The 25453-nt window shown below is 67.7% G+C and carries 23 protein-coding genes and 2 tRNA genes; 21 read left to right on the forward strand and 4 right to left on the reverse strand.

Annotated elements, in window-relative coordinates:
• Window positions 1-169 precede the first annotated feature (169 nt).
• The 11 genes from ccmA (at window position 170) to AC13GF_RS09460 (ending at window position 8490) form a co-directional block, all read left to right on the forward strand.
• Window positions 170-799 (forward strand): heme ABC exporter ATP-binding protein CcmA, encoded by a 630-nt coding sequence (gene ccmA, locus AC13GF_RS09410; protein WP_019336398.1) that lies wholly within the window; start codon window positions 170-172, stop codon window positions 797-799.
• Window positions 796-1491, forward strand: a complete 696-nt coding sequence (gene ccmB, locus AC13GF_RS09415) for a heme exporter protein CcmB (protein ID WP_006456616.1) — start codon at window positions 796-798, stop codon at window positions 1489-1491. Before ccmA ends, ccmB begins: the two co-directional genes overlap by 4 nt.
• Before the next feature lie 43 nt (window positions 1492-1534).
• Window positions 1535-2305: a heme ABC transporter permease CcmC gene (gene ccmC, locus AC13GF_RS09420; protein ID WP_142806387.1), complete on the forward strand. Its 771-nt coding sequence runs from the start codon at window positions 1535-1537 to the stop codon at window positions 2303-2305.
• The gene (locus tag AC13GF_RS09425) at window positions 2302-2490 is read left to right on the forward strand and encodes a heme exporter protein CcmD (RefSeq protein ID WP_483004446.1); all 189 of its coding nucleotides are present in this window, start codon (window positions 2302-2304) and stop codon (window positions 2488-2490) included. Before ccmC ends, AC13GF_RS09425 begins: the two co-directional genes overlap by 4 nt.
• Window positions 2487-2948: a cytochrome c maturation protein CcmE gene (gene ccmE, locus AC13GF_RS09430; RefSeq protein ID WP_459001436.1), complete on the forward strand. Its 462-nt coding sequence runs from the start codon at window positions 2487-2489 to the stop codon at window positions 2946-2948. The genes AC13GF_RS09425 and ccmE overlap by 4 nt, the downstream gene beginning before the upstream one ends.
• The gene (locus AC13GF_RS09435) at window positions 2949-4868 is read left to right on the forward strand and encodes a heme lyase CcmF/NrfE family subunit (protein WP_483004447.1); all 1920 of its coding nucleotides are present in this window, start codon (window positions 2949-2951) and stop codon (window positions 4866-4868) included.
• An 8-nt stretch (window positions 4869-4876) separates the two neighbouring features.
• The gene (locus tag AC13GF_RS09440; RefSeq protein WP_107431713.1) at window positions 4877-5494 is read left to right on the forward strand and encodes a DsbE family thiol:disulfide interchange protein; all 618 of its coding nucleotides are present in this window, start codon (window positions 4877-4879) and stop codon (window positions 5492-5494) included.
• Window positions 5495-5498: 4 nt separating this feature from the next.
• A complete protein-coding gene (locus tag AC13GF_RS09445; RefSeq protein WP_483004448.1) occupies window positions 5499-5948 on the forward strand; it encodes a cytochrome c-type biogenesis protein in 450 nt (149 codons plus the stop codon).
• Window positions 5942-6931: a tetratricopeptide repeat protein gene (locus AC13GF_RS09450; protein ID WP_483004449.1), complete on the forward strand. Its 990-nt coding sequence runs from the start codon at window positions 5942-5944 to the stop codon at window positions 6929-6931. Before AC13GF_RS09445 ends, AC13GF_RS09450 begins: the two co-directional genes overlap by 7 nt.
• Window positions 6932-7032: 101 nt before the next feature.
• Window positions 7033-8145, forward strand: a complete 1113-nt coding sequence (metX, locus tag AC13GF_RS09455) for a homoserine O-acetyltransferase MetX (RefSeq protein ID WP_483004450.1) — start codon at window positions 7033-7035, stop codon at window positions 8143-8145.
• A complete protein-coding gene (locus tag AC13GF_RS09460; RefSeq protein WP_329761390.1) occupies window positions 8146-8490 on the forward strand; it encodes a DUF1294 domain-containing protein in 345 nt (114 codons plus the stop codon).
• 91 nt (window positions 8491-8581) lie between these two features.
• Here the strand turns inward: AC13GF_RS09460 and cydC are convergent, their stop codons facing one another.
• Together cydC and cydD are read right to left on the reverse strand one after the other, a co-directional pair.
• On the reverse strand, window positions 8582-10255 hold the full coding sequence (cydC, locus tag AC13GF_RS09465; protein WP_483004451.1) for a thiol reductant ABC exporter subunit CydC: 1674 nt from the start codon (window positions 10253-10255) through the stop codon (window positions 8582-8584).
• Window positions 10252-11997 carry a thiol reductant ABC exporter subunit CydD gene (gene cydD, locus AC13GF_RS09470; RefSeq protein WP_483004452.1) on the reverse strand — a complete coding sequence of 582 codons (1746 nt, stop codon included), beginning with the start codon at window positions 11995-11997 and terminating at the stop codon, window positions 10252-10254. Before cydD ends, cydC begins: the two co-directional genes overlap by 4 nt.
• A 228-nt stretch (window positions 11998-12225) precedes the next feature.
• Here cydD and AC13GF_RS09475 point away from each other — a divergent pair, with 228 nt between their 5' ends.
• The 10 genes from AC13GF_RS09475 to pgaD all read left to right on the forward strand — a co-directional run bounded on the left by AC13GF_RS09475 (window position 12226) and on the right by pgaD (window position 22950).
• Window positions 12226-13809 carry a cytochrome ubiquinol oxidase subunit I gene (locus tag AC13GF_RS09475; protein WP_295557174.1) on the forward strand — a complete coding sequence of 528 codons (1584 nt, stop codon included), beginning with the start codon at window positions 12226-12228 and terminating at the stop codon, window positions 13807-13809.
• Window positions 13810-13824: 15 nt separating this feature from the next.
• The gene (gene cydB / locus AC13GF_RS09480; RefSeq protein WP_049401140.1) at window positions 13825-14979 is read left to right on the forward strand and encodes a cytochrome d ubiquinol oxidase subunit II; all 1155 of its coding nucleotides are present in this window, start codon (window positions 13825-13827) and stop codon (window positions 14977-14979) included.
• A 95-nt stretch (window positions 14980-15074) separates the two neighbouring features.
• Window positions 15075-15188 carry a cytochrome bd-I oxidase subunit CydX gene (cydX, locus tag AC13GF_RS09485; RefSeq protein ID WP_032129411.1) on the forward strand — a complete coding sequence of 38 codons (114 nt, stop codon included), beginning with the start codon at window positions 15075-15077 and terminating at the stop codon, window positions 15186-15188.
• Window positions 15189-15244: 56 nt separating this feature from the next.
• A tRNA-Pro gene (locus AC13GF_RS09490) sits at window positions 15245-15321 on the forward strand.
• Between the two features lie 140 nt (window positions 15322-15461).
• Window positions 15462-15538: transfer RNA gene (locus AC13GF_RS09495), tRNA-Pro, on the forward strand.
• 222 nt (window positions 15539-15760) lie between these two features.
• The gene (locus tag AC13GF_RS09500; RefSeq protein WP_126927512.1) at window positions 15761-16966 is read left to right on the forward strand and encodes a CynX/NimT family MFS transporter; all 1206 of its coding nucleotides are present in this window, start codon (window positions 15761-15763) and stop codon (window positions 16964-16966) included.
• Window positions 16967-17309: 343 nt separating this feature from the next.
• Window positions 17310-19337 carry a poly-beta-1,6 N-acetyl-D-glucosamine export porin PgaA gene (gene pgaA, locus AC13GF_RS09505; protein ID WP_483004453.1) on the forward strand — a complete coding sequence of 676 codons (2028 nt, stop codon included), beginning with the start codon at window positions 17310-17312 and terminating at the stop codon, window positions 19335-19337.
• A 1-nt stretch (window position 19338) separates the two neighbouring features.
• Complete coding sequence (gene pgaB, locus AC13GF_RS09510) at window positions 19339-21225, forward strand: poly-beta-1,6-N-acetyl-D-glucosamine N-deacetylase PgaB (protein ID WP_483004454.1); 1887 nt, start codon at window positions 19339-19341, stop codon at window positions 21223-21225.
• A 1-nt stretch (window position 21226) separates the two neighbouring features.
• Window positions 21227-22483: a poly-beta-1,6-N-acetyl-D-glucosamine synthase gene (gene pgaC, locus AC13GF_RS09515; protein ID WP_126927509.1), complete on the forward strand. Its 1257-nt coding sequence runs from the start codon at window positions 21227-21229 to the stop codon at window positions 22481-22483.
• Window positions 22480-22950 carry a poly-beta-1,6-N-acetyl-D-glucosamine biosynthesis protein PgaD gene (gene pgaD / locus AC13GF_RS09520; protein WP_126927508.1) on the forward strand — a complete coding sequence of 157 codons (471 nt, stop codon included), beginning with the start codon at window positions 22480-22482 and terminating at the stop codon, window positions 22948-22950. The genes pgaC and pgaD overlap by 4 nt, the downstream gene beginning before the upstream one ends.
• Before the next feature lie 75 nt (window positions 22951-23025).
• Here the strand turns inward: pgaD and AC13GF_RS09525 are convergent, their stop codons facing one another.
• Both AC13GF_RS09525 and proB read right to left on the reverse strand, forming a co-directional pair.
• Window positions 23026-24297: a glutamate-5-semialdehyde dehydrogenase gene (locus AC13GF_RS09525; RefSeq protein ID WP_483004455.1), complete on the reverse strand. Its 1272-nt coding sequence runs from the start codon at window positions 24295-24297 to the stop codon at window positions 23026-23028.
• Window positions 24294-25451, reverse strand: a complete 1158-nt coding sequence (gene proB / locus AC13GF_RS09530; RefSeq protein WP_054172184.1) for a glutamate 5-kinase — start codon at window positions 25449-25451, stop codon at window positions 24294-24296. Before proB ends, AC13GF_RS09525 begins: the two co-directional genes overlap by 4 nt.
• Between the last annotated feature and the right edge of the window lie 2 nt (window positions 25452-25453).

A 25453-nucleotide genomic window follows, 5' to 3' on the forward strand; every position in this document is an offset into this window, starting at 1 on the left:
AACAGACCTGCGAGTTTACGCAATCCGCGCGTCGGTAGTGCCGGCCGCTGGCCGGCACCCCTGGGACGATCTGCGACGCCGGGTCGCATCTGCCGGCCAGCGGCCGGCACTACCATCGGCATTCACCGCTACAATTGCCATCGCACTCCGGCATGAAGACCCCTGCCCCTTGAACACCCCTGCATTGCTGGCCGCCAGCGGCCTGAGCTTTTCCCGCAATGACGAGCCGGTGTTCGGCCCGCTGGACTTCCATGTGGACGCCGGCGAAGCCCTGCTGGTGCAGGGCGGCAACGGCGCCGGCAAGACCACGCTGCTGCGCGTGTTGGCGGGCCTGGCCCGGCCGGGTGCCGGGCAGGTGCAGATCGATGGCCGGCCGGCCGGCAATGCCGAGCGCGCGCGCTACGTCGCCTATCTCAGCCATCTGCCCGCATTGAAGCCCGATCTGGACACGCTGGAGAACCTGCACTTCCTGTGTGGCCTGCATGGACGGCGTGCGCGGCAGATGCCCGGCAACGCGCTGGCCATCGTCGGCCTGGCCGGTTATGAGGACACCCTCGTTCGGCATCTGTCCGCCGGGCAGAAGCGGCGGCTGGCACTGGCACGCATCTGGCTGTCGCCAGCGCCGCTGTGGCTGCTCGACGAACCCTACGCCAACCTCGACCTGGAGGGCATCACCCTGGTCAACCGGATGATTTCCGCGCACCTGCGCGCCGGTGGCGCAGCGCTGGTCACCACCCATGGCGCCTATGCCGCGCCGCCGGTGCGCACCCGCCAGCTCGACCTCGGCGGTGCCGCATGATCGCGCCAGGCACCGAACCGGGCCTGTGGCAGACCGCTGGCGCCCTGCTCAAGCGTGACCTGCGCCTGCTCTGGCGCCGCCGTGGCGATGCGCTGCAGCCGCTGCTGTTCGCGGTGCTGGTGGTGGTGCTGTTCGCGCTGGCCCAAGGCCGCGAGCCGCAACTTCTGGCCGCCACCGCAGGCGCGGTGCTGTGGCTTGCGGTGCTGCTGGCCGGGCAACTGTCGCTGGATTCGCTGTTCCGCTCCGATGCCGAAGACGGCTCGCTGGAACAATGGCTGCTGGCGCCGGTGCCGCTGGCCTGGCTGGTGCTGGTGCGCGTGCTGCTGCACTGGGCCACCACTGCCCTGCCGTTGATCGTGGTCAGCCCGCTGCTGGCCGAAATGCTGCATCTGCCGCATGACCAGCTGCCGATGTTGCTGGCATCGTTGCTGCTGGGAACGCCGTTGCTGAGCCTGATCGGTGGCGTGGTCGCCGCGCTGACCGTAGGCATCCGACGCTCTGGTATTCTCGTGGCGTTGCTGTCGCTGCCGCTGTACGTGCCGGTGCTGGTATTCGGCGCAGGCAGCCTGGCGGCAGCCGGACGCGGACAGGATCCGGTCGGTGCGCTGCTGATGCTGGGCGCCGGCCTGCTGGTCGCGCTGGTGCTGGCGCCGTTGGCCACCGCCGCTGCAATACGAATTTCTCTGAGTTGACCGAGCTGAGAGCCAATCCACCCCTGCTGGATAGCCGCCACGCATGAATCCGATTGTCCGCTGGTTCCACCAACTCGGTTCGCCCCCCACGTTCGACCGATTCGCTGCCCGCTGGTCGCGGGTGTTCTACCTCGCGGCGGTGCCGGTGCTGCTGGTCGGCATGTGGCAGGCGCTGCTGGTGGTGCCGCCGGAGGCCAAGCAGCTGGACAGCTTCCGCATCCTCTACATCCACGTGCCCAGTGCCTGGATGAGCCTGTTCGTGTTCGCGCTGATGGCGCTGTACGCCGCCATCGCGCTGATCTGGCGGATCAAGGTCTGCGAGATCCTGGCCATGGCCTGCGCACCGATGGGTGCCGGCTTCACCCTGATCACCCTGCTGACCGGCAGCATCTGGGGCAAGGGCACCTGGGGTACCTGGTGGGACTGGGACCCGCGCATGACCAGTGAACTGGTGCTGCTGTTCCTGTACCTGGGCGTGATCGGCCTGTACCACGCCATCGAGGACCGCCGCAGCGCGGCACGCGCGGCCGGCCTGCTGGCCATCGTCGGTGTCAGCCTGCTGCCGGTGATCCGTTATTCGGTGGACTGGTGGGGCGGCCTGCACCAGCGCCAGTCGATCAACGTGTTCGGTGAATCGGCGATCAGCAGCGCGATGATCGCGCCACTGTGGTGGATGGTGATCGGCACCAAGTTCTGGTTCGCCGGTTCGGTGCTGGCCAAGGCCCGCGCCGACAATCTCGACCGCGAGGCCGGCAAGGCCTGGGTCGGTGGCCGGGTCGATGCCGCACGCGCAGCCGGGGAGGCCCGATCATGACCCACCTTCCCTATGTGATTGGCGCCTACGCCGTGTTCGTACTGGTGCTCAGCGCCGATGCCATCGGTTCGTGGCTGCGACTGCGCGTGGCACGCCGGCTGGCACTGGCGCGCCAGCAGCGGCAGCAAACCCGCGCCGTCAAACAGGATGCTGCGGCGCCGCTGTCGACGGAGCTGGAACGATGACGCCGGTACAACGCCGCCGCCTGGCCTGGGTACTGCTGGCCCTGCTCGCCTCCGGGCTGGCCACCGCACTGGTGGCGATGGCGCTGGAGCGCAACATCGCCTATCTGTACACGCCTTCGGAAGTGCTGCGCGGGGATGTCGATGCGCAGTCGCGGTTCCGCCTGGGCGGCATGGTGGTGAAAGGCTCCTTCAACCGCCCGGTCGGTTCGCTGGAAGCACGTTTCGAAGTGACCGACGGCGATGCCCAGCTGGCGGTGACCACGTCGCGGATCCTGCCGGACATGTTCGCAGAAGGCACCGCGGTGGTCGCCAGTGGCCGCCTGCAGGACGACGTGTTCGTCGCCGACGAGGTGCTGGCCAAGCACGATGAGAAGTACGTGCCGAAGGAAGTGGCCGACAAGATGGGCGACGCCCATCGCAAGCATGACGTGCCGGTGACGGCACCCGAGGTGCGCTGAGTGTTGCCCGAACTGGGTCAGATCCTGTTGTTGTGCGCGTTGCTGGCCTCGCTGCTGCAGGCCGGCCTGCCGCTGGTCGGCGCGCATCGCAGCAACACGGCATGGATGGCGGTGGCACGGCCAGCCGCCTTCGCACAGCTGCTGCTGCTCGCCGGCGCCTTTGCGGTGCTCACCGCCGCGTTCGTGCAGCAGGACTTCTCGGTGCGCTACGTGGCCGAGAACTCCAATTCGCTGCTGCCGATGATCTACCGCTACTCGGCGGTCTGGGGTGCGCACGAGGGCTCGCTGCTGATGTGGGCGCTGGTGCTGGCGCTGTGGACCGGCGCGGTGGCGCTGTTCTCGCGGCACCTGCCGGCACCGGTTCAGGCGCGCGTGCTGGCGGTGATGGGCGTGATCAGCGTCGGCTTCCTCGCCTTCCTGATCTTCACCTCCAATCCGTTCCTGCGCCTGAACCCGGCGCCGCTGGAAGGGCGCGACCTCAACCCGCTGCTGCAGGACCCGGGGCTGATCATCCATCCGCCGATGCTGTACATCGGATACGTGGGCTTCGCCGTTCCGTTCGCGTTCGCGGTGGCGGCCCTGCTGGAGGGCCGTATCGATGCACGCTGGCTGCGCTGGACGCGGCCGTGGACCAACGTCGCCTGGGGCTTCCTGACCCTGGGCATCGCGCTGGGCAGCTGGTGGGCCTATTACGAGCTGGGCTGGGGCGGCTGGTGGTTCTGGGACCCGGTGGAGAATGCCAGCTTCATGCCGTGGCTGGTCGGTGCGGCATTGATCCATTCGCAGGCCGTCACTGAAAAACGCGGCACCTTCGGCAGCTGGACCCTGCTGCTGGCGATCGCGGCCTTCGCGCTGTCGCTGCTCGGCACCTTCCTGGTGCGCTCCGGTGTGCTGACCAGCGTGCATTCGTTCGCTGCAGATCCGTCGCGCGGCCTGTTCATCCTGGTGTTCCTGTCGGTGCTGGTCGGCGGCAGCCTGCTGCTGTACGCGCTGCGCGCCAGCCAGCTGAGCGTGGACGCCGACGATCCGCGCCGTGGCTTCACCGCCACCTCGCGCGAGACCCTGCTGCTGGCCAACAACCTGCTGCTGGCCACCGCCTGCGCGATGGTGCTGCTCGGCACGCTGTATCCGTTGCTGGCCGATGCACTGTCGCTGGGCAAGATCTCGGTCGGCCCGCCCTACTTCGGCAGCCTGTTCCTGCTGCTGATGGCGCCGATGATCCTGCTGCTGCCGTTCGGCCCGCTGGTGAAGTGGCAACGCGACCAGCCGTCGCGCTCGTTCGCGCTGCTGGCACCCTGGCTGGGGCTGGCGGTGCTGCTGGGCGCGCTGGCCTGGTGGCAGGCGCCGCAGAACGGCTGGAAGGCCGGTCTCGGTGTCGCCGCCGCGGTCTGGGTCGGGCTGGGTACCGCACGCTTCGTCTGGCAGCGACTGCGCGGCAACGGCCGCTTCACCGCCGAAATGCTCGGCATGATCGTTGCCCACGCTGGCATCGCCGTATTCCTGGCCGGTGCGCTGCTGGTGGAAGCCCTGAACGTACAGCGTGAAGTGGCGCTGGCACCGGGCCAGCAGGTGGTGGTCGGCCGTCACGAGGTGCGCTTCGAGGGCGTGGACCATCGCGAAGGTCCCAATTTCATCGCCGACCGCGGTCACCTGCGGGTGTTCCGCAACGGCCGCGAACTGGCGCTGCTGCATCCGGAGAAGCGCCAGTACGCCAGCGGCGGCCAGGTGATGACCGAGGCCGGCATCGATGCACGCTTCGACGGCGATGTCTACGTGGCATTGGGCGAGCCGCTGGGCAACAATGCATGGGCGGTCCGGGTGCACATCAAGCCGTTCGTGCGCTGGATCTGGCTGGGCGCGCTGTTGATGGCCCTGGGCGGATTCATCGCCGCCGCCGACCGCCGTTTCCGTCGTCCGTAGGAGTTTCCATGTCCGAGTCCCCCGCCCCGCGCCCCTCCCGCCCGCTGCCGCCGGTAGCCATCGTGATCGGCGTGCTGTTCTTCTTCGGCCTGCTCGGGCTGATGATCTACGGGGTGATGAAATCGGGTGATCCGCAGCGCGACGTGCTGCCCTCTGCATTGATCGACAAACCGGCGCCAGCGTTCGCGCTGCCGGTGCTGCACGACCCTGAAATGATCGTGCACAGCGACGACCTGCGCGGTGCGCCCTATCTGCTGAATGTGTGGGGTAGCTGGTGCGCGGCCTGCCGCGAGGAACACCCGGTGCTGACCCGTTTCGCCGAAAGCAAGCGTGTGCGCGTGATCGGCTACAACTGGAAGGACGAACCGACCGATGCCCTGCATTGGCTGGAACAGCTGGGCAACCCGTTCATGGTCGTGCTCAGCGACGTGGAAGGCCGCACCGCCATCGACTGGGGCGTGACCGCCGCACCGGAGACCTTCCTTGTCGACGGCAGCGGCATCGTGCGCTGGAAGTACAGCGGTGCGATGACCCAGCGCGTGGTCGACGAGAAGCTGATCCCGGCACTGGAAAAGATCGAGAAGGCCCAGGGCAATGCCGGCAGCACGCTGCACACGGCGCCCTGAGCCCATGCGCTGGCTGCTGGCGCTGCTGCTTCTGATGCTGCCGCTGTCCGCGGTGGCACAGCAGCCGCTGCACGATCCGCAGCCGCTGCAGTTCCGCGATGGCGCCGAAGAACGCCGCTTCCATGACCTGGCCGCGCAGCTGCGCTGCGTGCAGTGCCAGAACCAGTCGCTGGCCGATTCCAACGCGCAGATCGCGCAGGACCTGCGCCGCGAGGTGCTGCAGCTGATGCAGCAGGGCCATGACGACGCGCAGATCAAGCAGTTCCTGGTCGCCCGCTACGGTGAGTTCGTGCTCTATCAACCACCGTTGCAGCCGGGCACCTGGCTGCTGTGGGGCGGTCCCCTGCTGATGCTCGGCGCCGGCGCACTGGTGGTGCTGGGCATTGTCCGCCGCCGTGGCCGTACCGTTGGCGCCGCACCGGCCGGCAAGGCCGAAGAAGGAGACGGATGGTGAGCCATTGGCTGCCGGTGCTGGCCGGTCTGGTTGCTGCGTTGATGGCAGCACTGGTGCTGTGGCCGCTGCGCCACTCTGGCCGCCGCGGTTTCGTGGTCGGCGTGTTCGCACTGGGCGTGGCCGGTGCCTGCCTGTACCTGCTGGTCGGTGATCCGCGTGCAGCACAGGTACAACCGACGCCGTCGGTAGCCACCCTGCGCGATGGCGTGCAGGCCCTGCAGGATGCACTGAAGCGCGACCCACAGCGGGCCGATGGCTGGGCGCTGCTGGGCCGGTCGCAGGCCGAACTGGGCAACGCCGCAGCCGCGGCGGATGCCTTCGCACGTGCCGCCGCTCTCGCCCCGGAAGACCCCGGCGTGCTGGTGGAAGCGGCGCAGGCACGTGCGCAGGCCGATGCCGGCAAGCAGTTCGATGACACCGCAATGGCCTGGTTGCAGCAGGCGCGTGCACAGGCACCCGATGCCGAGCGTGCCAGCTGGCTGCTGGGTATCGCCCTGCGCCAGCGCGGAAAGAATGCCGAGGCCGCGGATGTGTGGAGCGGCCTGCTGCCACGGCTTGAGCCCGGCGCCGCGCAGGCGCTGCAGGCGCAGATCGCCATCGCCCGCGAAGCGGCCGGCCTGGCACCCGATGCCGCCCCTGCGGCACCAGAGGCGCTGCTGCAGGTGCGCGTGCAGCTGCCTGCACTGAAGAACGCCGCGTGGCCGGCCAGCACCCAGGTATTCGTGCTGGCCCGCGCCGTGGGTGGACCGCCGATGCCGGTGGCCGCACGCAAGCTGCCCCTGGCCGGATTCCCGGCCACGGTCGGGCTGGGCGACGCTGACAGTCAGATGCCGACCGCGCCATTGTCCGCACATCGCGAAGTGGAAGTGCTGGCACGCATCTCGCGCACCGGCAGCGCCAACCGCAGTGAGGACGACCTGCAGAGCGTACCGGTGAAGGTGAGCCTGCCCCACGACGGTGTTGTGGAGCTGCGCTTCCCGTAACGCGCCGCCCGGTAGTGCCGGCCGCTGGCCGGCACTACCTGCATCGCCGATGGAAACCAGCGTGTCGCCAGCTCCACATGCGGCCCCGCTAGAATGCCTGCATGACCGAATTCATCCCGCCCGGCACCCGCTTCCACGCCCTGCCCTCGCCCTTCCCGTTCAAGCGAGGCGGCGCCCTGCACGGCGCGCGCGTGGCCTATGAAACCTGGGGAACACTGGCGGCCGACGCCAGCAACGCGATCCTGATCGTGACCGGCCTCTCACCGGATGCACATGCGGCAGCCAACGACACCAACCCGGCCCCGGGCTGGTGGGAAGGCATGGTCGGCCCCGGCAAGGCGATCGATACCGACCGCTGGTTCGTGGTCTGTGTGAACTCGCTGGGCAGCTGCAAGGGCTCGACCGGTCCGGCCTCGCTCAACCCGGCCACGGGCCAACCGTATCGTCTCGACTTCCCCGAGCTGTCGATCGAAGACGGCGCGCGCGCCGCGATCGAAGTCGTGCGCGCCCTGGGCATCGAACAGCTGGCCTGCGTGGTCGGCAATTCGATGGGCGGCATGACCGCGTTGGCCGTGCTGATGCTGCAGCCGGGCATCGCGCGCAGCCACGTCAACATTTCCGGCAGTGCGCAGGCGCTCCCCTTCTCGATCGCGATCCGTTCGCTGCAGCGCGAGGCGATCCGTCTTGATCCGCGCTGGAATGGTGGCCACTACGACGATGCCGAATACCCCGAGTCCGGCATGCGCATGGCGCGCAAGCTGGGCGTGATCACCTACCGTTCGGCACTGGAATGGGATGGCCGCTTCGGCCGTGTGCGGCTGGATTCGGACCAGACTGACGACGATCCGTTCGGCCTGGAATTCCAGGTGGAAAGCTATCTGGAAGGCCACGCGCGGCGCTTCGTGCGTTTCTTCGATCCCAACTGCTATCTGTACCTCAGCCGCTCGATGGACTGGTTCGACCTGGCTGAGTATGCCGACGGCGACGTGCTGGCCGGGCTGGCGAAGATCCGGGTGGAGAAGGCGCTGGCGATCGGCGCCAACACCGACATCCTGTTCCCGGTGCAACAGCAGCAACAGGTCGCCGACGGCCTGCGTGCCGGCGGCGCCGATGCGCGCTTCATCGGCCTGGAATCGCCACAGGGCCACGACGCCTTCCTCGTCGATTTCGAGCGTTTCGGCCCGGCCGTGCGCGGCTTCCTCGACGCGCTGTAAGTGGCATGGCGGCGTAATCTCGCGCTGGCCGCGTTCGGCGCGTTGGTCGCGCTGATGATCAGCGGCGTGCTGCCACTGTGGCTGGGTGGCTGGTGCCTGCTGGCCAGCGCGGTGTCGTTCGGCCTGTACGGCCACGACAAGCGCGCGGCGCAGCGAAAGCAGTGGCGCATTCCCGAGCGCACATTGCAGTTGCTGGCCTTTGCCGGCGGTTGGCCCGGCGCGCTGCTGGGCCAGGCGATGTTCCGCCACAAGCACCGCAAGGCCGCATTCCAGTGGGTGTTCTGGCTGTGCGTGCTGGCCAACGTGGCCTCGATCGCGGTGATGCTGCGCGAGTTCTCGCGGTAGCCATTCGCTGAGGTAGTGCCGGCCGCTGGCCGGCAATTCCGTATCCGTATCAAGCGCCATGAGGTTGCCGGCCAGCGGCCGGCACTACCATTCACGCTTCGCGCACCAACACCCCATCGCGTAACCGGTACTGCGCATCGACCACGCCTTCGGGCAGGTCGTCGTGAGTGATCATCAACAGGCTGCGCCCGTCCAGCAACCCGGAAAGGTCCTGCAGCAACGCACGTGCGGTATCCACGTCCAGGCCTTCGGTCGGTTCGTCCAGCAGCAGGATCGGCGCATTGCGCAGCAGCGCACGCGCCAGCGCCAGGCGTCGTGCCTGGCCGGCCGACATCGTCGCGCCGTTCTCGCCCACCCAGGCCTGCAGGCCGCCGTTGCGCTCGGCCCATTCGCCCAGGCGCACGCGACGCAGCACCGCCCACAACGCTGCGTCGCTGGCATCGGGATCACCCAACCGCAGGTTTTCCGCCACGCTGCCGGCAAACACCGGCGCGTTCTGCGGCAGCCACGCCAGCTGCCGGTGCCAGTCGGCCTGGCCGAAATCACGCAGATCGCGGCCACCGTAGGTCAGCCGTCCCTGCTGCGGATCCCATAGCCGCAGCAGCAGGCTCGACAGCGTGGTCTTGCCGCTGCCGCTGTCGCCGCGAATCGCGATGCGCTCGCCCGGCGCCAGGGTCAGCTGCAGGCCGGACAACACCGGCCGCGCTGCACCCGGCCACTGGAAATGCACGTCATCCCAATGCACGCGCGCGGCCTGCGGCATCGCCTGCGGCGCCTGCGGATCCTCCACCGTCGGCGGTTGCTCGACGATGGCCTGCAGGCGATCGGCGGCGATGCGCCCGGACTGCAGCGACTGCCAGGCCAGGCCCATGCCGGCCCACAGTTCGATCAGTGCCACGGTGAGGAACACCAGGCCCGCCGCCATTTCCGGCGGGATGCGCTGCTGTTCGGCCGCATGCAGGGCCAGTGCCAGCATCGCCACCAGGCCCAGCCCGGCGACCAGGCCATGCAGGGTCGAGGCCGCGATCAGGCGCCAGCGCCGACGGCGATCCCGCGAGGCCAGCTGCTTGGCGGCCACGCGCACCTTCAACTGCCACGCCGCATCGGCGTGCAACGCGGCCAGGTCACCCGCGCCTTCCAGTCCTTCGAAGGCCGCGGTACGCAGGGCAGCGCGATGCGCGGCACGGTCGGCCTCCTCATCGTCGCGACCACGCACGCCCAGCCACGGCACACCGAAGGCGATCAGCAGCGCCAGCGCCGCCAGCAGTACCGCCGCCGACGGCAGGATCACAGCGGCCGAGGCGATCGCCACCAGCGTCAACGCACCCAGCGCCACCAGCGGCCCGATCGCACGCACCAGCAGGCCATCCACCTCATTGATGTCACCCAGCAGGCGTGCCAGCAGTTCGCCGGTGCGCGTAGCCCCCAACCGTGCCGGGGCAAGTGGCAACGCGCGGCGGAAGAACCACACGCGCAGATCGCGGGCGATGCGCAGCGTGGCATCGTGGCCGACCAGCTTTTCGAAGTAACGCGACACGATGCGCGCCATGGTCAGGCCGCGGATGCCGGCCGACGGCGAAAAGAAGTTGAAGCCCTGCGCCAGCCCGGCCGCACCGGCCAGCGCAGCGGCGGTCAGGAAGCCGCCGGACAGGCCCAACAGGGCGGTGCCGGCCAGCATCGTGATCCACAGCAGCAGCACGGTCAGCAGCAGGCGCGGCCGATGGCGCAGGAACACCGCGCGCAGCGAATCGGGCGAACGGCTCATGCGCGCACCGCCTGTGCCGGTTCCACCAGGCGGCCTTCCGGCAACAGCAGGCAGCGGTCGGCCCAGGCGATCACCGCCGGGCTGTGGGTGGCGACCACCACGCTGCGGCCGCGTGCATAGGCGGCCAGGCTGCGCAGCAGCGCGGCTTCGGTATCGGCATCGAGGAACGCAGTGGGTTCGTCCAGCAGCAGCACCTGCGGGTCGCGCAGCAGCAGGCGGGCCAGGCCGATGCGGCGTGCTTCGCCACCGGACAGGCCGAACCCGCGCTCACCGATCACCGTATCCAGTCCCTGCGGCAGGCGCTGCGCGAACTGCAGCACCTGCGAGGCCTCGGCCACTGCGCGCAACCGCGCATCGCTGGCACCGGGATCGGCCAGGCGCAGGTTGTCGGCGATGCTGCCATGGAACAGGTACGGCCGCTGGCTGGCATAGGCCACCTGCACGCCGGGCCGCAGCTGCAGCTTGCCGGCACGTGGCGGCAACCAACCCGCCAGGGCTTCCAGCAGCGTGCTCTTGCCGGATCCGCTGGGGCCGACCAGGGCCAGCCGTTGGCCCGGTTCCAGCAGTACATCCAGATCCTGCAGCACATCGTGCGGCGCGCCCAACGGACGCAGCACCAGGCCCTGCGCCTGCAGCGGCGGCAACGCGGCCTCAGCCGGCTCCACCGCCAGTGGCGCACTCTTGTTTTCGATCAGGCCCTGCTCTTCCGGCAACGACTGCAACAGACGCTCAACCTCGGCCGCCGCTGCCAGTGCATTGGCGCGGTCGTGGTAGTGCGCAGCCAACCGCCGCAGCGGCGCGTAGAACTCCGGCGCCAGCAGCAGGCAGAACAGGCCAGCGCCCAGCGTCGGAACTGCTGCATGCAGCGTCATCAGGCCCAGATAACTCAGGCCCAGGTACAGCGCGACCATCGCCACGCTCACCGAGGCGAAGAATTCCAGCACCGTGGACGACAGGAAGGCGATGCGCAGCACCTTCATCGTACGCACGCGCACGCCTTCAGCGGCCGCCTCGATGCCTTCCAGTTCGGCCTCGCCGCGGCCATACAGGCGCAGCAGGCCCAGGCCCTTGATGCGGTCGGCGAAGTGGCCGCTCATCCGCGCCAGTTCGCCCAGCTGCGCACGGCCGGCGGCTTCGGCGCCCCAGCCCACCAGCATCATGAAGAACGGCACCAGTGGCGCGGTGAACAGCAGGATCAGCGCCACCACCCAGTCCACCCAGGCCACCGCGGCCAGGATCAGCAGCGGCACCACCACCACTTCGGTGCGCACCGGCAGGAAGCCGCTGTAATAGCTTTCAATCGCGTCGCCGTGATGCAGCATCAGTTCGCCCAGCTCGCCGGTGCGGCGCTGGCGCAGCCACAGCGGCCCATGCCCCAGCAGGCGCGCGAACACGCGTTCACGCAGGGCCAACCGCGCGGCATCGGCCACATCACCGGCAGCCGCCTGGGTGGCACTGCCCAGCAGCGTGCGCAGCACCAGGATCACCGCCAGTCCAGCGAGCACCGGCAGGCCCGACGCCAGTGGTGCGCGTTCCACCAGTACCTGCTGCACCAGCCAGGCGATGGCGGCGGCCTGGCCGATCAGCAGCGCGCCAGACAGGCTGATGCACAGCGCCGCCAACCGCTGGCGACCTCGAGCGGAGCGCGCAAGATCGGCCAGCCATGCGGTGCGGGCACGCCGCTGGCGGGTCGTTTCGGCTTCCGGGGAAAGGCCGTCAGGGGTCGTTTCGGCAGCGCTCAAGGGGTCTTCACGGGCAACAGGGGAGACACGGCATTGTAGGCGCAGGCAACAGCCTCCCCCTGCGGCCGGCGGTCGCAGTCTTCATCGGGTTGGCATACGATCCTCCTGAATACCCATTCATACATTGATCTGGATCAAGGCTGTTTGAAGTAGTCGGTCACATCATTCACCCCGTAGACCACCCTTCCCGCCACCTGCAACGGCACTATCCAACGAGGTAGCCAGGCCATGATTGATCAGACAGTCGTAGAACTGTCGCGGCTGCAATTCGCTCTGACCGCGATGTACCACTTCCTATTCGTCCCGCTCACGCTTGGCCTGTCCTTCATGGTGGCCATCATGGAGAGCGTGTACGTCATGACCCGCAAGCAGGTCTGGCGGCAGATGACCCTGTTCTGGGGCACCCTGTTCGGCATCAACTTCGCCATCGGCGTGGCCACCGGCCTGGTGATGGAATTCCAGTTCGGCATGAACTGGTCGTACTACAGCCACTACGTGGGCGACATCTTCGGTGCGCCGCTGGCCATCGAAGGCCTGATGGCGTTCTTCCTGGAAGCGACCTTCATCGGCCTGTTCTTCTTCGGCTGGAAGCGCCTGAGCCCGGTCAAGCACCTCACCGTGACCTGGCTGATGGCGTTGGGTACCAACCTGTCGGCGGTGTGGATCCTGATCGCCAACGGCTGGATGCAGAACCCCACCGGTGCGGTGTTCAACCCGGAAACGATGCGCATGGAAGTGGTCGACTTCGCTGCGGTGCTGCTGAACCCGGTGGCCCAGGCCAAGTTCGTGCACACCGTCAGTGCCGGCTACGTGACCGGTGCGATCTTCGTGATGTCGATCAGCGCCCTGTACCTGCTGCGCAACAAGCATCGGGACATGGCCCGCCGTTCGTTCGCGGTGGCCGCAGCCTTCGGCCTGCTGTCCTCGCTGTCGGTGGTGGTGCTGGGTGACGAGAGCGGTTACGCCGCCAGCGAACACCAGAAGATGAAGCTGGCCGCGATCGAAGCGATGTGGGAAACCGAGCGTGCGCCGGCCGACTTCACCGCCTTCGGCATTCCCAATCAGGACACCCACCAGAACGACTACGCGGTGAAGATCCCGTACCTGATGGGCCTGATCGCCACCCGTTCGCTGGACCAGCCGATCCCGGGCATCCTGGAACTGGTGGAGCGTGCCGAGCACCGCATCCGCGGTGGCCAGATCGCCTATGGCGCACTGGAACGCGTGAAGAAGGACCGCAACGACCTCGAAGCACGCGAGATGTTCGACCGCCACTGGCAGGATCTCGGCCATGGCCTGCTGCTGAAGCGCTACCGCGAAGACATCCTCAACGCGACGCCGGAGGAAATCTCCAAGGCCGCGATGGATACCGTGCCGCGCGTGGCCCCGCTGTTCTGGACCTTCCGCATCATGGCCGGCCTGGGCTTCTACCTGATCGCCTTCTTCGCACTGGCGTTCTACTTCTCGTGCCGCAACAACTTCCAGGACAAGCGCTGGTTCCTGAAGCTGGCCGTGTGGTCGCTGCCGGCACCGTGGATCGCGATCGAATGCGGTTGGTTCGTCGCCGAGTACGGCCGTCAGCCGTGGGCGGTGGATGGCGTGCTGCCCACCTTCTACGCGGCATCGGGCCTGGCACTGCATGAAATCCTGACCACGCTGGCGGTGTTCACCAGCTTGTACACGGTGCTGCTGATCATCGAGATCAAGCTGATGCTGAAGGCGGTCCGCAAGGGTCCGGACGACATCCTGCCCTCGCTGCAGGCCGATATCCGCCCCGCTTCCCCCAATGCAGTCGCCCCCGGCCAGGCCTGAGGCAGGAGAATCCAGATGGAATTCATTGCACTTGATTACACCACGCTCCGCGTGATCTGGTGGCTGCTGCTCGGCATCCTGCTGATCGGCTGGGCCGTGATGGATGGTTTCGATCTTGGTGTCGGCACCCTGCTGCCGTTCGTGGCCAAGACCGATGAAGAACGCCGGCTGGTGATCAATACCGTCGGCCCGGTGTGGGAAGGCAACCAGGTCTGGCTGGTGCTGGGTGGCGGCGCGATCTTCGCCGCATGGCCGCCGCTGTATGCGGTCAGCTTCTCCGGCTTCTACCTGGCGGTGTTTGCGATGCTGTTCGGGCTGATCCTGCGCCCGGTCGGCTTCAAGTACCGCAGCAAGCTGCCGTCCAAGCGCTGGCGCGACAACTGGGACCGCGTGCTGTTCATCGGCGGCCTGCTGCCGGGCCTGATTGCCGGCGTCGCCGTGGGCAACGTGCTGCTGGGTGTGCCGTTCCACTTCGATGACACCCTGCGCGTGACCTACACCGGTTCGTTCTTCGGCCTGCTCACCCCGTTCGCGCTCATCGCCGGCCTGATCAGCGTGGCCATGCTGGTATCGCATGGTGCGGCCATGCTGGTGATCAAGACCGACGGCCCGGTGGCCGAACGTGCCGCACGTTATGGCAGCGTCGCCGCCATCATCAGCTTCGTGCTGTTCGCCGTCGCCGGTGCCTGGGTGGCCTTCGGCCTGCCGGGCTACCAGATCACCTCGCAGGTGGTCACCGATGGCCCGACCAATCCGCTGCTGAAGACCGCCGAACTGGGCACGGCCGCCGGTGGCTGGCTGCGCAACTACAGCTCCATGCCGGCCACCCTGGTGTTCCCGGTGCTGGGCCTGCTGGGCGCACTGGCCAGCGCGGTCCTCCTGCGCGCACGTCGTGGTGGCCTGGCCTTCATCGCCTCGGGCGCATCGATTGCCGGCATCATCCTGACCGTCGGCTTTGCGATCTTCCCGTTCCTGCTGCCGTCCTCCAGCCAGCCCACCTCCAGCCTGACTGTCTGGGACAGCTCGTCCAGCCACCTGACGCTGTGGGTCATGCTGCTGGCCACGGCCATCTTCCTGCCGATCATCATCGCCTACACCACCTGGGTGTACCGCGTACTGAAGGGCAAGACGACGGTCGAGGAAATGGGCGACAACCCGAACGCGTATTGATGGATTGCATCCGTGCCGACCAACGGTCGGCACCCACCAAGAGCAACAGGTGCTGACCAACGGTCGGCACCTACCCGGAATGAAGGAGAGTAAGCATGTGGTATTTCGCCTGGATTCTCGGTGCCGGACTGGCCTCGGTCGTGGCCATCCTCAACGGGATGTGGTTCGAAGCGCGAGAAAGCGCCCGCACCGACAACGACGTGCATTGAAACTGTAAAAAAGGGTTGCCGACAGGGCCTTCACACGGTATCTTAGGCGGCTCCTTCGGGGTGTAGCTCAGTCTGGTAGAGCGCTACGTTCGGGACGTAGAGGTCGCAGGTTCGAATCCTGTCTCCCCGACCACTCAAGTGGTCGCATTGAAGCCTGGTGAAGTCGTCCAGGCTTTTTTGTTCCCTGAAGTGGCACTGCTTCGGCAGTGTGAAGAAAACAGCATTCACCCCTTGCCGCCATCGGGGTGAATCGCTAGAATAGGCGGCTCCCTTCGGGGTGTAGCTCAGTCTGGTAGAGCGCTACGTTCGGGACGTAGAGGTCGCAGGTTCGAATCCTGTCTCCCCGACCACTTCGGTGGTCACCAAGAAGCCTGGAAGACATCACTGTCCTCCGGGTTTTTTTGTACCAAGCGCCAGGCCACCCGCATGACGGGACCTTGCCAGGCAGCGCACGTACAATGGCCGCGCTGCCGGCCTGCCTGCAGCCCCCACCCCCACCTGCCGCTTCGGCGTAGACCGATGCCGGCGCTGCATGCCGTTGCTGCGGCGTGCGACACCTGCAAGGACCACCGATGAGTTCCTCCACTTCCGATTCGCCGTCGCTGCTGCACGGTCGTGTCCTCGCGTTTGCCGCGATCCTGCTGGCAGCGGTCAACCTGCGCACTGCGGTCACCTCGATCACCCCGCTGCTGGACGTGCTCGGCCAGCAGTTCGGCTTCGGTACCACCATGACCGGCGTGCTGGGCATGCTGCCGACCGCCTCGTTCGCGCTGTTCGGCGTGGCCACGCCGGCATTGGCGCGGCGCCTGGGCCTGGAACGCACCACACTGCTGGCGATGGTGATGGCGATGGCCGGCCTGCTGCTGCGCTCCAGCGCCGGCAACGTCGGCACGCTACTGCTCGGTTCGGTGGTGGCACTGGCCGGCATGGGCATCGGCAACGTGGTGGTGCCGCCGCTGGTGAAGCGCTATTTCGCCAACAAGGTCGGCACCATGAGCACGCTGTACATCAGCGTGCTGCAGCTGGGCACGATGCTGCCGGCACTGCTGGCGGTACCGGTGGCCAATGCTGCGGGCTGGCGCGTGTCGCTGGGCATGTGGGCGCTGCTGGCGCTCGCCGCCGCACTGCCGTGGCTGCTGCTGGCCAGGCGCGCGCCGAAGCCGCTGGCCGACGCCACCGACCCCACCGCACAGCCGCATGGCAAGGTCTGGCGCACGTCGCTGGGCTGGAGCATGACGCTCATGTTCGGCATGACCTCGCTGATGACCTATTCGATGTTCACCTGGCTGCCGCGCATCGTGGTCGAGGCCGGGGGCACGCCCGCGTTCGGCGGCGTGATGGTGGCCGTGTTCTCGGCACTGGGCCTGCTGCCGTCGCTGGTCATCCCCTCGATGGCGGTGCGCCTGCAGAACCCGTTCCCGCTGGTGCTGATCGGCTTCTTTTCGTTCGTGATCGCCTTCACCGGCCTGCTGCTGGCCCCCATGAAGGCGCCGCTGCTGTGGGCCTGCCTGCTCGGCGTCGGTCCGTCCACCTTCCCGCTGGCGCTGACCCTGATCAACCTGCGCACCCGCACCCCCACCGGCTCGGCGGCGCTGTCCGGGTTCATGCAGGGCGTGGGCTACAGCTTCAGCTGCCTGGGGCCGTTCCTGGTCGGCTGGCTGCACACCGTCAGCGACGGCTGGACGATCCCATTCAGCTTCCTGTTCGGCTGCGCCACCCTGATGCTGTGCGCCTCATGGGTGGCCTGCAAGCCGCGCAAGCTGGAAGACCTCTGGTAAGCCACGTGGGGCCTCGCAACCGGCCCCACCTACCGCTCGTCAGCCCGTTTGCGCATTTTGACGCCGGGCTGACAATTCCGGGCGGATAGTGCCCACGAATGCCCATCCTTGCCGCGTGCCGGCATCGGGCATGGGGGCGGCAGCGCCGCCCAGGCCACCACTCGGTGTGCGGGGGACTCTCGTTTCAGACAAGACATTGCAGGTCGCTATCCTGGTTCCGCCCATCCCTGCTGGATGGGAGTTCGCGAGGGGAGTGACGCAGGCCACGGCCATCCCAAAATCTGGCATGTGATGTGCGTCACATTTTTCAGGTTGTCTGGTTCGGAAGCCAAGGGGGTCCCCAATGGTTGTCCACCGCCGGCTGGCGCTCTGCGTCGGCCTTGCCTGTACCGCCCTGGCCTGGGCCAGCAGCGCTGCCCCGCCCGACCGCGAGGCGGCCCTGGCCGAGATCGGCCGCTACCGCGACCAGGCCCGCTGGCTGGATGCCCTCGGCGCGATCGAGCGCGCCAGCCAGCAGCAGCCCAACGACGACCTGCTGTTCAAGCTGCGCGTACTGACCCTGGGCGACATCGGCAATGCCTGGCGCGCCTGGGAGCTGTACCAGCAGCGCCCGCAGCTGTTCGACGCAGCACAGAAGCAACGCATCGAAGGCGACTACCTGGCCAAGCTGGTGGTCTGGAGCCTGGCCTACAGCAGCAGCGAAGACAGTCGCCTGGAAGAAGCCGAATCGACCCTGGCGCGCATGCAGCGCTACCTGGGCAGCGAAGGCACCCCACCGGCGCAGGCGCCACTGCGCATCCGCATGGACCGGCTGATCCTGCTCAACCGGCTGGGCCGCCATGCGCAGGTGCGCGAGGAAGCCCGCGCACTGCAGGCCGAAGGCCATGCCCTGCCCGACTATGTGCTGCCTGCGGTCGGCGATTCGCTGATGGGCACCCTGCATCCGGAAGAAGCCATTCCGGTGCTGCAGGCGGCCGTCGCCGGCGATCCAACGCGCGACGCCTCGCACTCGGAACTGGCTTACGCCTACCTGGAAAGCGAGCAGCAGGAAAAAGCCATCGACCTGCTGCAGGCGTGGCGCGACAAGGAACCTGCCTGGCGCTGGAGCAACGGGAAGTCGCCGTATCCAAACTGGTCGCGCTACGAGGCCGACCTCAACCTGGCGATGGTGCGCGCCTACAGCGGTGACCTGCCCACCGCGCAGCGCGATCTGGAATCGATGGTCGACATCGCACCGGGCAACGGCGGCCTGCAGAGCGCGCTGGGCAGCGTCTACATGATGCGCGGCTGGCCACGCAGGGCGCTGCAACGGCAACAGATGGCGCATGCGCTGGACCCGCGCGACATCGAGCCACGGCTGGGCATGCAGGAAGCCTACGTCGCCCTGCAGCGCGATGACCTGGCGCGACCGCTGCACGACGATCTGCTCGCACGCTACCCCACCCAGCCCGCCGTCGAACGCATGGACCAGGCATGGCGCGCGCATCGCGGCTGGCAGCTGAAGGCATGGACCGACATCGGACGCAGTTCCGGCGGTGGTGGCACCTCGCCGCTGGGCAACGACGACCGCCGCTATGGCGTGGAAGTCCAGACACCCGTACTCGACGATCGCTGGCGGCTGTTCGCCTTCGCCGACCGGCGCTCGGTCGATTTCCAGGACCAGCGCATCGATCCGCTGTGGCTCGGCGCGGGCGTGCGCTACCGCTTCGGCCGGCTGGATGCGGAAGCAGCGGTATTGCGCGCCAACGACCATATTGGCGATACCGGCCTGCGCGTCGGCGTGGGCTGGCAGTTCAACGACTACTGGCATGCCGGACTGATCGCCGCACGCAATGATCCGGAGGCATCGATGCAGGCGCGCGTGGCCGGCATCACCGCCGACAGCGTCAGCGCGCAGGTCGACTATCGGCGCAGCGAACGCACGCACTGGATGTTCGGCGCCAGCCGCTTCCGTTACGACGATGGCAACCATCGCGAACTGTTCAGCACCAGCGTCGAGCAGCGGCTGCTGACACGCCCACGGTGGCTGATCGATGGCCTGGCCAGTGCCTACACCAGTCGAGGCAGCCGCGACGATGCCCCCTACTTCAACCCGAAGCGCGATCGCATGGTCGAGGTCGGCCTGCGCATCGACCAGCAGTTGTGGCGGCATTACGAGCGCCACTTCCGGCACCGGCTGACCGTCTCGCTGGGCGACTACTGGCAGGACGGCTTCGGCAGTGCACTGGTGCCGTCGGTGTCCTACATGCACGAGTGGCAGCTGGGCCAGGGCCGTGTGTTCGAGTATGGCGTGCGCTGGTCGCGGCCGGTCTACGACGGCCATCGCGAACGCCATATCGGCTTCGAAGCCGCACTGCGCTGGGGAGACTGACATGACCCGCATCCTGCGCCTGATCGTGCTCCTGCTGCTGTCGGCTGCACCGCCGGCCTTCGCGCAGCAGGCCCTGCATCTCGATGCGATCGACAACGGCCTGCTGATCCTCAGCTACCACGACATCCGCGACCAGGTCGCAGCCAAGGGGGATGCCGATACCTATGCGGTGAGCACGCAGAACTTCGCCGCCCATCTGGACTGGCTGGGGGCACACGGCTACCACCCGGTGTCGCTGTCGCAGGTGATCGACGCCTCCCAGGGACGCGCCACGCTGCCACCAAAACCGGTACTGCTGACCTTCGATGATGGCCTGCGCAGCGTCTACGACAAGGCCTTCCCGCTGCTGCAGGTCTACCGCTATCCGGCGCTGGTGGCGGTGATCACCGACTACGTGGACATGGCCCCTGGCCGCACCATCGACTATGGCTACCGGCCGTTCGGCCGCGACGACTTCATCACCTGGGCACAGCTGAAGCAGATGCACGACAGCGGCCTGATCGAGGTGGCCAGCCATACCGACGACCTGCACCACGGAGTGCTTGCCAACCCACAGGGGAACTCCACCCCCGCTGTCGTGACCCGCGTTTACAACCCTGCCACGCGCAGCTACGAGAGCGAGGCGCAGTACGCGCAACGCCTGCGTGCCGATCTCTCGCGCAGCGTGCAGCGCATCGAGCAGCACCTGGGCGTGCGCCCGCGCGCCATCGTCTGGCCGTACGCCGCCTACAACCAGTTGAGCAACGACATCGCCGAACAGCTGGGCATGCCGGTGTCCTTCGATCTGGAGGGCCGCAGCACGCCGGTGGCCAACGACCTGCATGGCCTGGCGCGCTTCCTGGTCAGCGACAACCCGACCGTGGAAGGCCTGGCCTATGAACTGCGCCGTGATGTCGCGCTCGATGGCATCCGTGCCCTGCAGATCGACCTGGATGATGTGTACGACCCCGACCCCGCACAGCAGGCGCGCAATCTGGATGCGCTGATCGAGCGGGTCAAGCGCATCGCACCGACGCACGTCTACCTGCAGGCGTTCGCCGATCCGGACGGCAACAACACCGCCGATGCACTGTACTTCCCCAACCGCCACATGCCGATGCGCGCGGATCTGTTCAGCCGCGTTGCCTGGCAGCTGAAATCGCGCGCGGGGGTGAAGGTCTACGCATGGCTGCCGGTGCTCGGCTTCGAGCTGCCCGACCCGGTGCAGCGCAAGGCGCTGGCGATCCGCAACGGCGATGCCGATGGCATGTACCGGCTGGATTTCACCAACCCGGAAGCACGCCAGATCATGCTCGACATCTACGAGGACCTGGCGGTCAACTCGTACTTCGAGGGCCTGCTGTTCCATGACGATGGCTATCTGCGCGACACCGAACTACCCACGCTGGCGGCCGGTGGCGGGGGCAGCGCACGCACGCAGGCATTGATCGACTTCACCCTGGCACTGCGCAACAGCGCGCAGCGCTGGCGACCGAAGCTGGCCACGGTGCGCAACCTGTACGCGGAGCCGGTGCTGCGCCCGCAGAGCGAAGCCTGGTTCGCGCAGCGCCTGGACCTGTTCAACGAGGCCTACGACCAGACCGCACTGATGGCGATGCCGTGGATGGAAGGCAGCAAGCATCCGGAACGCTGGCTCGGCCAGCTGCTGGCCGCGGTGCGTGCACATGACCCACAGCTGCAGCACACCCTGTTCGAACTGCAGACCGTCGATTGGCGCAGCGGGCAACCGATTCCCGCCGAGCGCCTGCGCGCACAGATCCGCCAGCTGCAGGCGCAGGGCGTTCACCACTTCGCCTGGTACCCGGACGACTTCATCGCCGACCAGCCCTCCACCCGCGATGCCCGCGCGGCGATGTCCGCCGGCAACTTCCCGTACCCGGAGAAGTGACATGGACATGCATCCGTTGCTGCAGGTCCTGTTCCAGTTCGCCTTCTACTACCCGATGGTGATGGCGTTCTTCTGGATGTCGGGCGGCCTGTATTACTACTTCCGGCGCGAACGCCATTCGCGCCCACGCAACGACCCGCCGCTGATGGTCGATCCACCGTTCGCGAGCCTGTTGATTCCCTGCCACAACGAGTCCGCGAACCTCGACGACACGCTCGGCGCGGCGCTGGCACAGCGCTATCCGGCCGACTACGAAGTGATCGCCATCGATGATGGCAGCAGCGACGACACCGGTGCGCGGCTGGATGCGTTGGCGGCAAAGCACCCACGGCTGCGCGTGCTGCACCTGGACCGCAACCTGGGCAAGGCCAATGCGCTGCGCATGGGGGCACTCGCCGCGCGCTCGGAATACCTGGTGTGCATCGACGGCGACGCGATGCTGGAAGAGCACGCACTGCACTGGATGATCTGGCACCTGGTGAGCGGCAGCCGGGTCGGCGCGGTGACCGGCAACCCGCGCATCCGCAACCGCTCCACCCTGCTCGGACGCCTGCAGGTAGCCGAGTTCTCCTCGATCATCGGCATGATCAAACGCGCGCAGCGGGTGTACGGGCGCATTTTCACCATCTCCGGCGTGATCGCCGGCTTCCGCCGTACCGCCCTGCACCAGGTCGGCTGGTGGTCGGACGACATGGTGACCGAAGACATCGACATCAGCTGGCGCCTGCAGCGCGCGCACTGGGACATCCGCTACGAACCCAACGCGCTGTGCTTCATCCTGATGCCGGAAACGCTGAAGGGGCTGTGGCGGCAGCGGCTGCGCTGGGCCCAGGGTGGCGTGGAGGTGATGCTGCGCCACGCTCGCTCGCTGCTGCACTGGAAGGAGCGGCGCATGTGGGGCGTACTGCTGGAGTACGTGCTGAGCGTGATCTGGGCCTACACCATGTTGTTCATCGTGGTGCTGTGGGCGCTGGGCAAGTTCATCGAACTGCCCCCGCAACTGCATATCGCCAGCCTTTTGCCGGAGTGGCATGGCGTGATCCTGGCCCTGGTCTGCCTGCTGCAGTTCGCCAGCAGCCTGATCATCGACCGTCGTTACGAAACACAGATTGGACGCAACTACTTCTGGGTCATCTGGTACCCGATGGCGTACTGGTTGATCAGCCTTTCCACCACCCTGGTGGCGTTGCCGAAAACCCTGCTGCGCCGTCGCAGCAAGCGCGCCACCTGGACCAGTCCCGATCGGGGGATCCGATGAACGCACAACGCCCGTCCAACCGCTTCGACTCGCGGATGATCCGCAAGCCGCATCGCCAACCACGCTTCCAGCGCACCGCCTGGGGCTTCGTCACCCTCGCGTTCTGGGGGTTCTACTTCTACCTGTGGGCGCCACTGGTGACCCTGGTGTCGTGGCTGATCGGCGGACAGCTGGCCTGGCAGCAGCTGTACGAACGGCAAAGCCAGTTCGACCCCTATGTGCTGGTGGCGCTGCCGCTGATGCTGCTGTGTGCCAGCGTGCTGCTGATCGGCTGGGCCGAGTACAACCGCGCGCGCTTCCGCGGCCACGACCGGCGCCTGCCGCGGCCGCTGGCCAGCCTCAACGAAGTGGCCGCCGACCTGGGGGCCAGCACCGGGCTGGCCGAGCGCCTGCTCGGCTGCAAGGCCGCCACACTGCACATGGACGATCACGCGCGGCCGATCGGCATCCGCCGCGAGGTGGTGTAGCCCGATAACCCGGTGGGTGCCGACCCTGGTCGGCACCGGGGTCTACCGCGAAGAGCATCCACGCATGGCGTGGATCTACTTGCGCGTCTGCCCTTCACCGCGCACGACAAATCGTTCGACGGTGAGTGCTTCCAGGCCCATTGGGCCGTACGCATGCAGGCGCGTAGTGGAAATGCCGATCTCGCTGCCGAGGCCCAGCTGGCCACCGTCGGAGAAGCGTGACGAGGCGTTGACCATCACCACCGCCGAGCGCAGTGCGTTGACGAAGCGTTCGGCATGGCCTGCGTCTTCGGTGGCGATCACTTCGGTATGGTCGGAGGTATAGCGGCGGATGTGCGCGATGGCCGCATCGAGGTCGTCGACCACGCGCACGGCCAGCACCAGGTCGAGGAACTCGGCAGCGTAATCCTCCTCGGTCGCCGCCGTGCTGCCCGGCAGCAGCACCTGCGCCTGCGCATCGGCGCGCAGTTGCACGCCGCGCTCGCCGAGCGCCTGCGCCACGCGTGGCAGGAACGCTTCGGCCACATCGCGGTGCACCAGCAGGGTCTCCAGCGAATTGCAGGCCGACGGACGACTGCACTTGCCGTCCACCAGCAGATCGATGGCTTTGCCGAGGTCGGCGCTGGCATCCACGAACAGGTGGCAGACCCCCTTGTAGTGCTTGATCACCGGCACCCGCGCATGCTCGGCAACGAAGCGGATCAGGCCTTCGCCGCCGCGCGGAATCGCCAGGTCGATCAGTTCATGCAACTGCAGCAGTTCCAGCATCGCTTCGCGGCGCAGGTCGGTCAGCACGGTCACCGCCGCCGCCGGTACGCCATTGGCCTGCAGGGCGCCGGCCAGCGCCTGGGCGATGGCGGTGTTGGAGTGGATCGCTTCGGAACCACCGCGCAGGATCACGCCATTGCCGGCCTTCAGGCACAGCGCGGCTGCTTCGGCGGTCACGTTCGGGCGTGCCTCGTAGATCATCGCGATCACGCCCAGCGGCACGCGCACCTTCTGCACGCGGATGCCGTTTGGACGCACATCGTCGCGGGTGATCTGGCCGACCGGATCGGCCAACGCGGCGACCTCACGCACGGCTTCGGCCATCGCGAACAGGCGTGCCGGGTCCAGCGCCAGGCGGTCGAGCATGGCACTGCCAATGCCTTTCTCGCGCGCAGCGGCAAGGTCGCGCGCATTACCGGCCAGGATCAGCCCGGCATTCACTTCCAGTGCCTGGGCCATTGCCAGCAGCAGCGTGCGGCGCGCCGCACTATCGAGGCCGGCAACGATCTGGGCCGCGTCACGGCAGGCACGCGCCTGCGCTTCGATTTCGCTCATCGGGGAGTCCTTCAAACCGGTCATGGCAGCACCAGATCGTCGCGATGGACGACACTGCCACCGTAGTTGTAGCCCAGCACGGCCTCGATGTCGCGCGAATGGCGGCCGGCGATCCGGCGCACATCATCGGCCGCGTACTGGCTGACGCCGCGCGCCACGCAGACACGGCCCTGTGGCGCGTTCCAGCACACCTGCACCATGTCACCGCGGCGGAACACGCCCTCTGCACCGGTGATGCCACCGGGCAGCAGCGAGGCGCCCTTCTCGCGCATGGCCTGCGCCGCGCCGGCATCGATCACGATCGCACCCTCGACCAGCGGCGCGTGCCGCAGCCAGTGCTTGCGGGCCGCCTCACGGCTGCGCGCGGCGTGGATACGGGTACCGAACAGGCGGTCCTGGGCCAGCGCGCGTACCACGTCACCGCTGCGGCCATTGAACAGATAGGTTTCGATGCCGAGACGACCCGCCTTCGCTGCCGCTTCCAGCTTGGTGCGCATGCCGCCGGTACCGGCGCGCGAGCCAGCGCCGCCGGCCATCGCCAGCACCTCGTCACTCAGTTCCGGCACGTCGTGCAGCGGCCGCGCGTCGGCCACGGTGCGCGGGTCCGCGCTGTACAGGCCATCGATATCGGTAGCGATGAACAGCGCATCGGCATCGACCAGCGCCGCCACGGTGGCGGCCAGGTTGTCGTTGTCGCCGAGCTTGAGCTCGTCCACCGACACGGTGTCGTTCTCGTTGACCACCGGCAATGCGCCCAGGCGCAGCAGTTCACTCAGCGTGGCGCGTGCATTGAGGTAGCGGCGGCGGTTGCGCAGGTCGTCATGGGTCAGCAGCACCTGCGCCACCGGGCGCTCGAAGAAGCGCTGCCAGAGCCCGATCAGCTGGGCCTGGCCGAGCGCAGCCAGGGCCTGCCGCGCCGCCATCGCCGCGCCAGGCTCATCGGCCCGCGGCAGGATCGCGCGCCCGGCAGCGACCGCGCCGGACGACACGATCACCACCTCGCGCCCGGCCAGGACATTGGCCGAGACGAACTGCGCCAGGCCCAGCGCGTGGCGTGGCGACAGGCCGCCGCCATCGGCGGCCAGCAGGCTGCTGCCGACCTTCAGCACCGCACGCCGCCATGGCGGCAGCGCTTGTTCGGGGAACGGCGAGGCGACGTGGGCAGCGTGCTGGATCATCG

It is taken from the genome of Stenotrophomonas sp. 22LJNL06-5-1 (assembly GCF_056861455.1).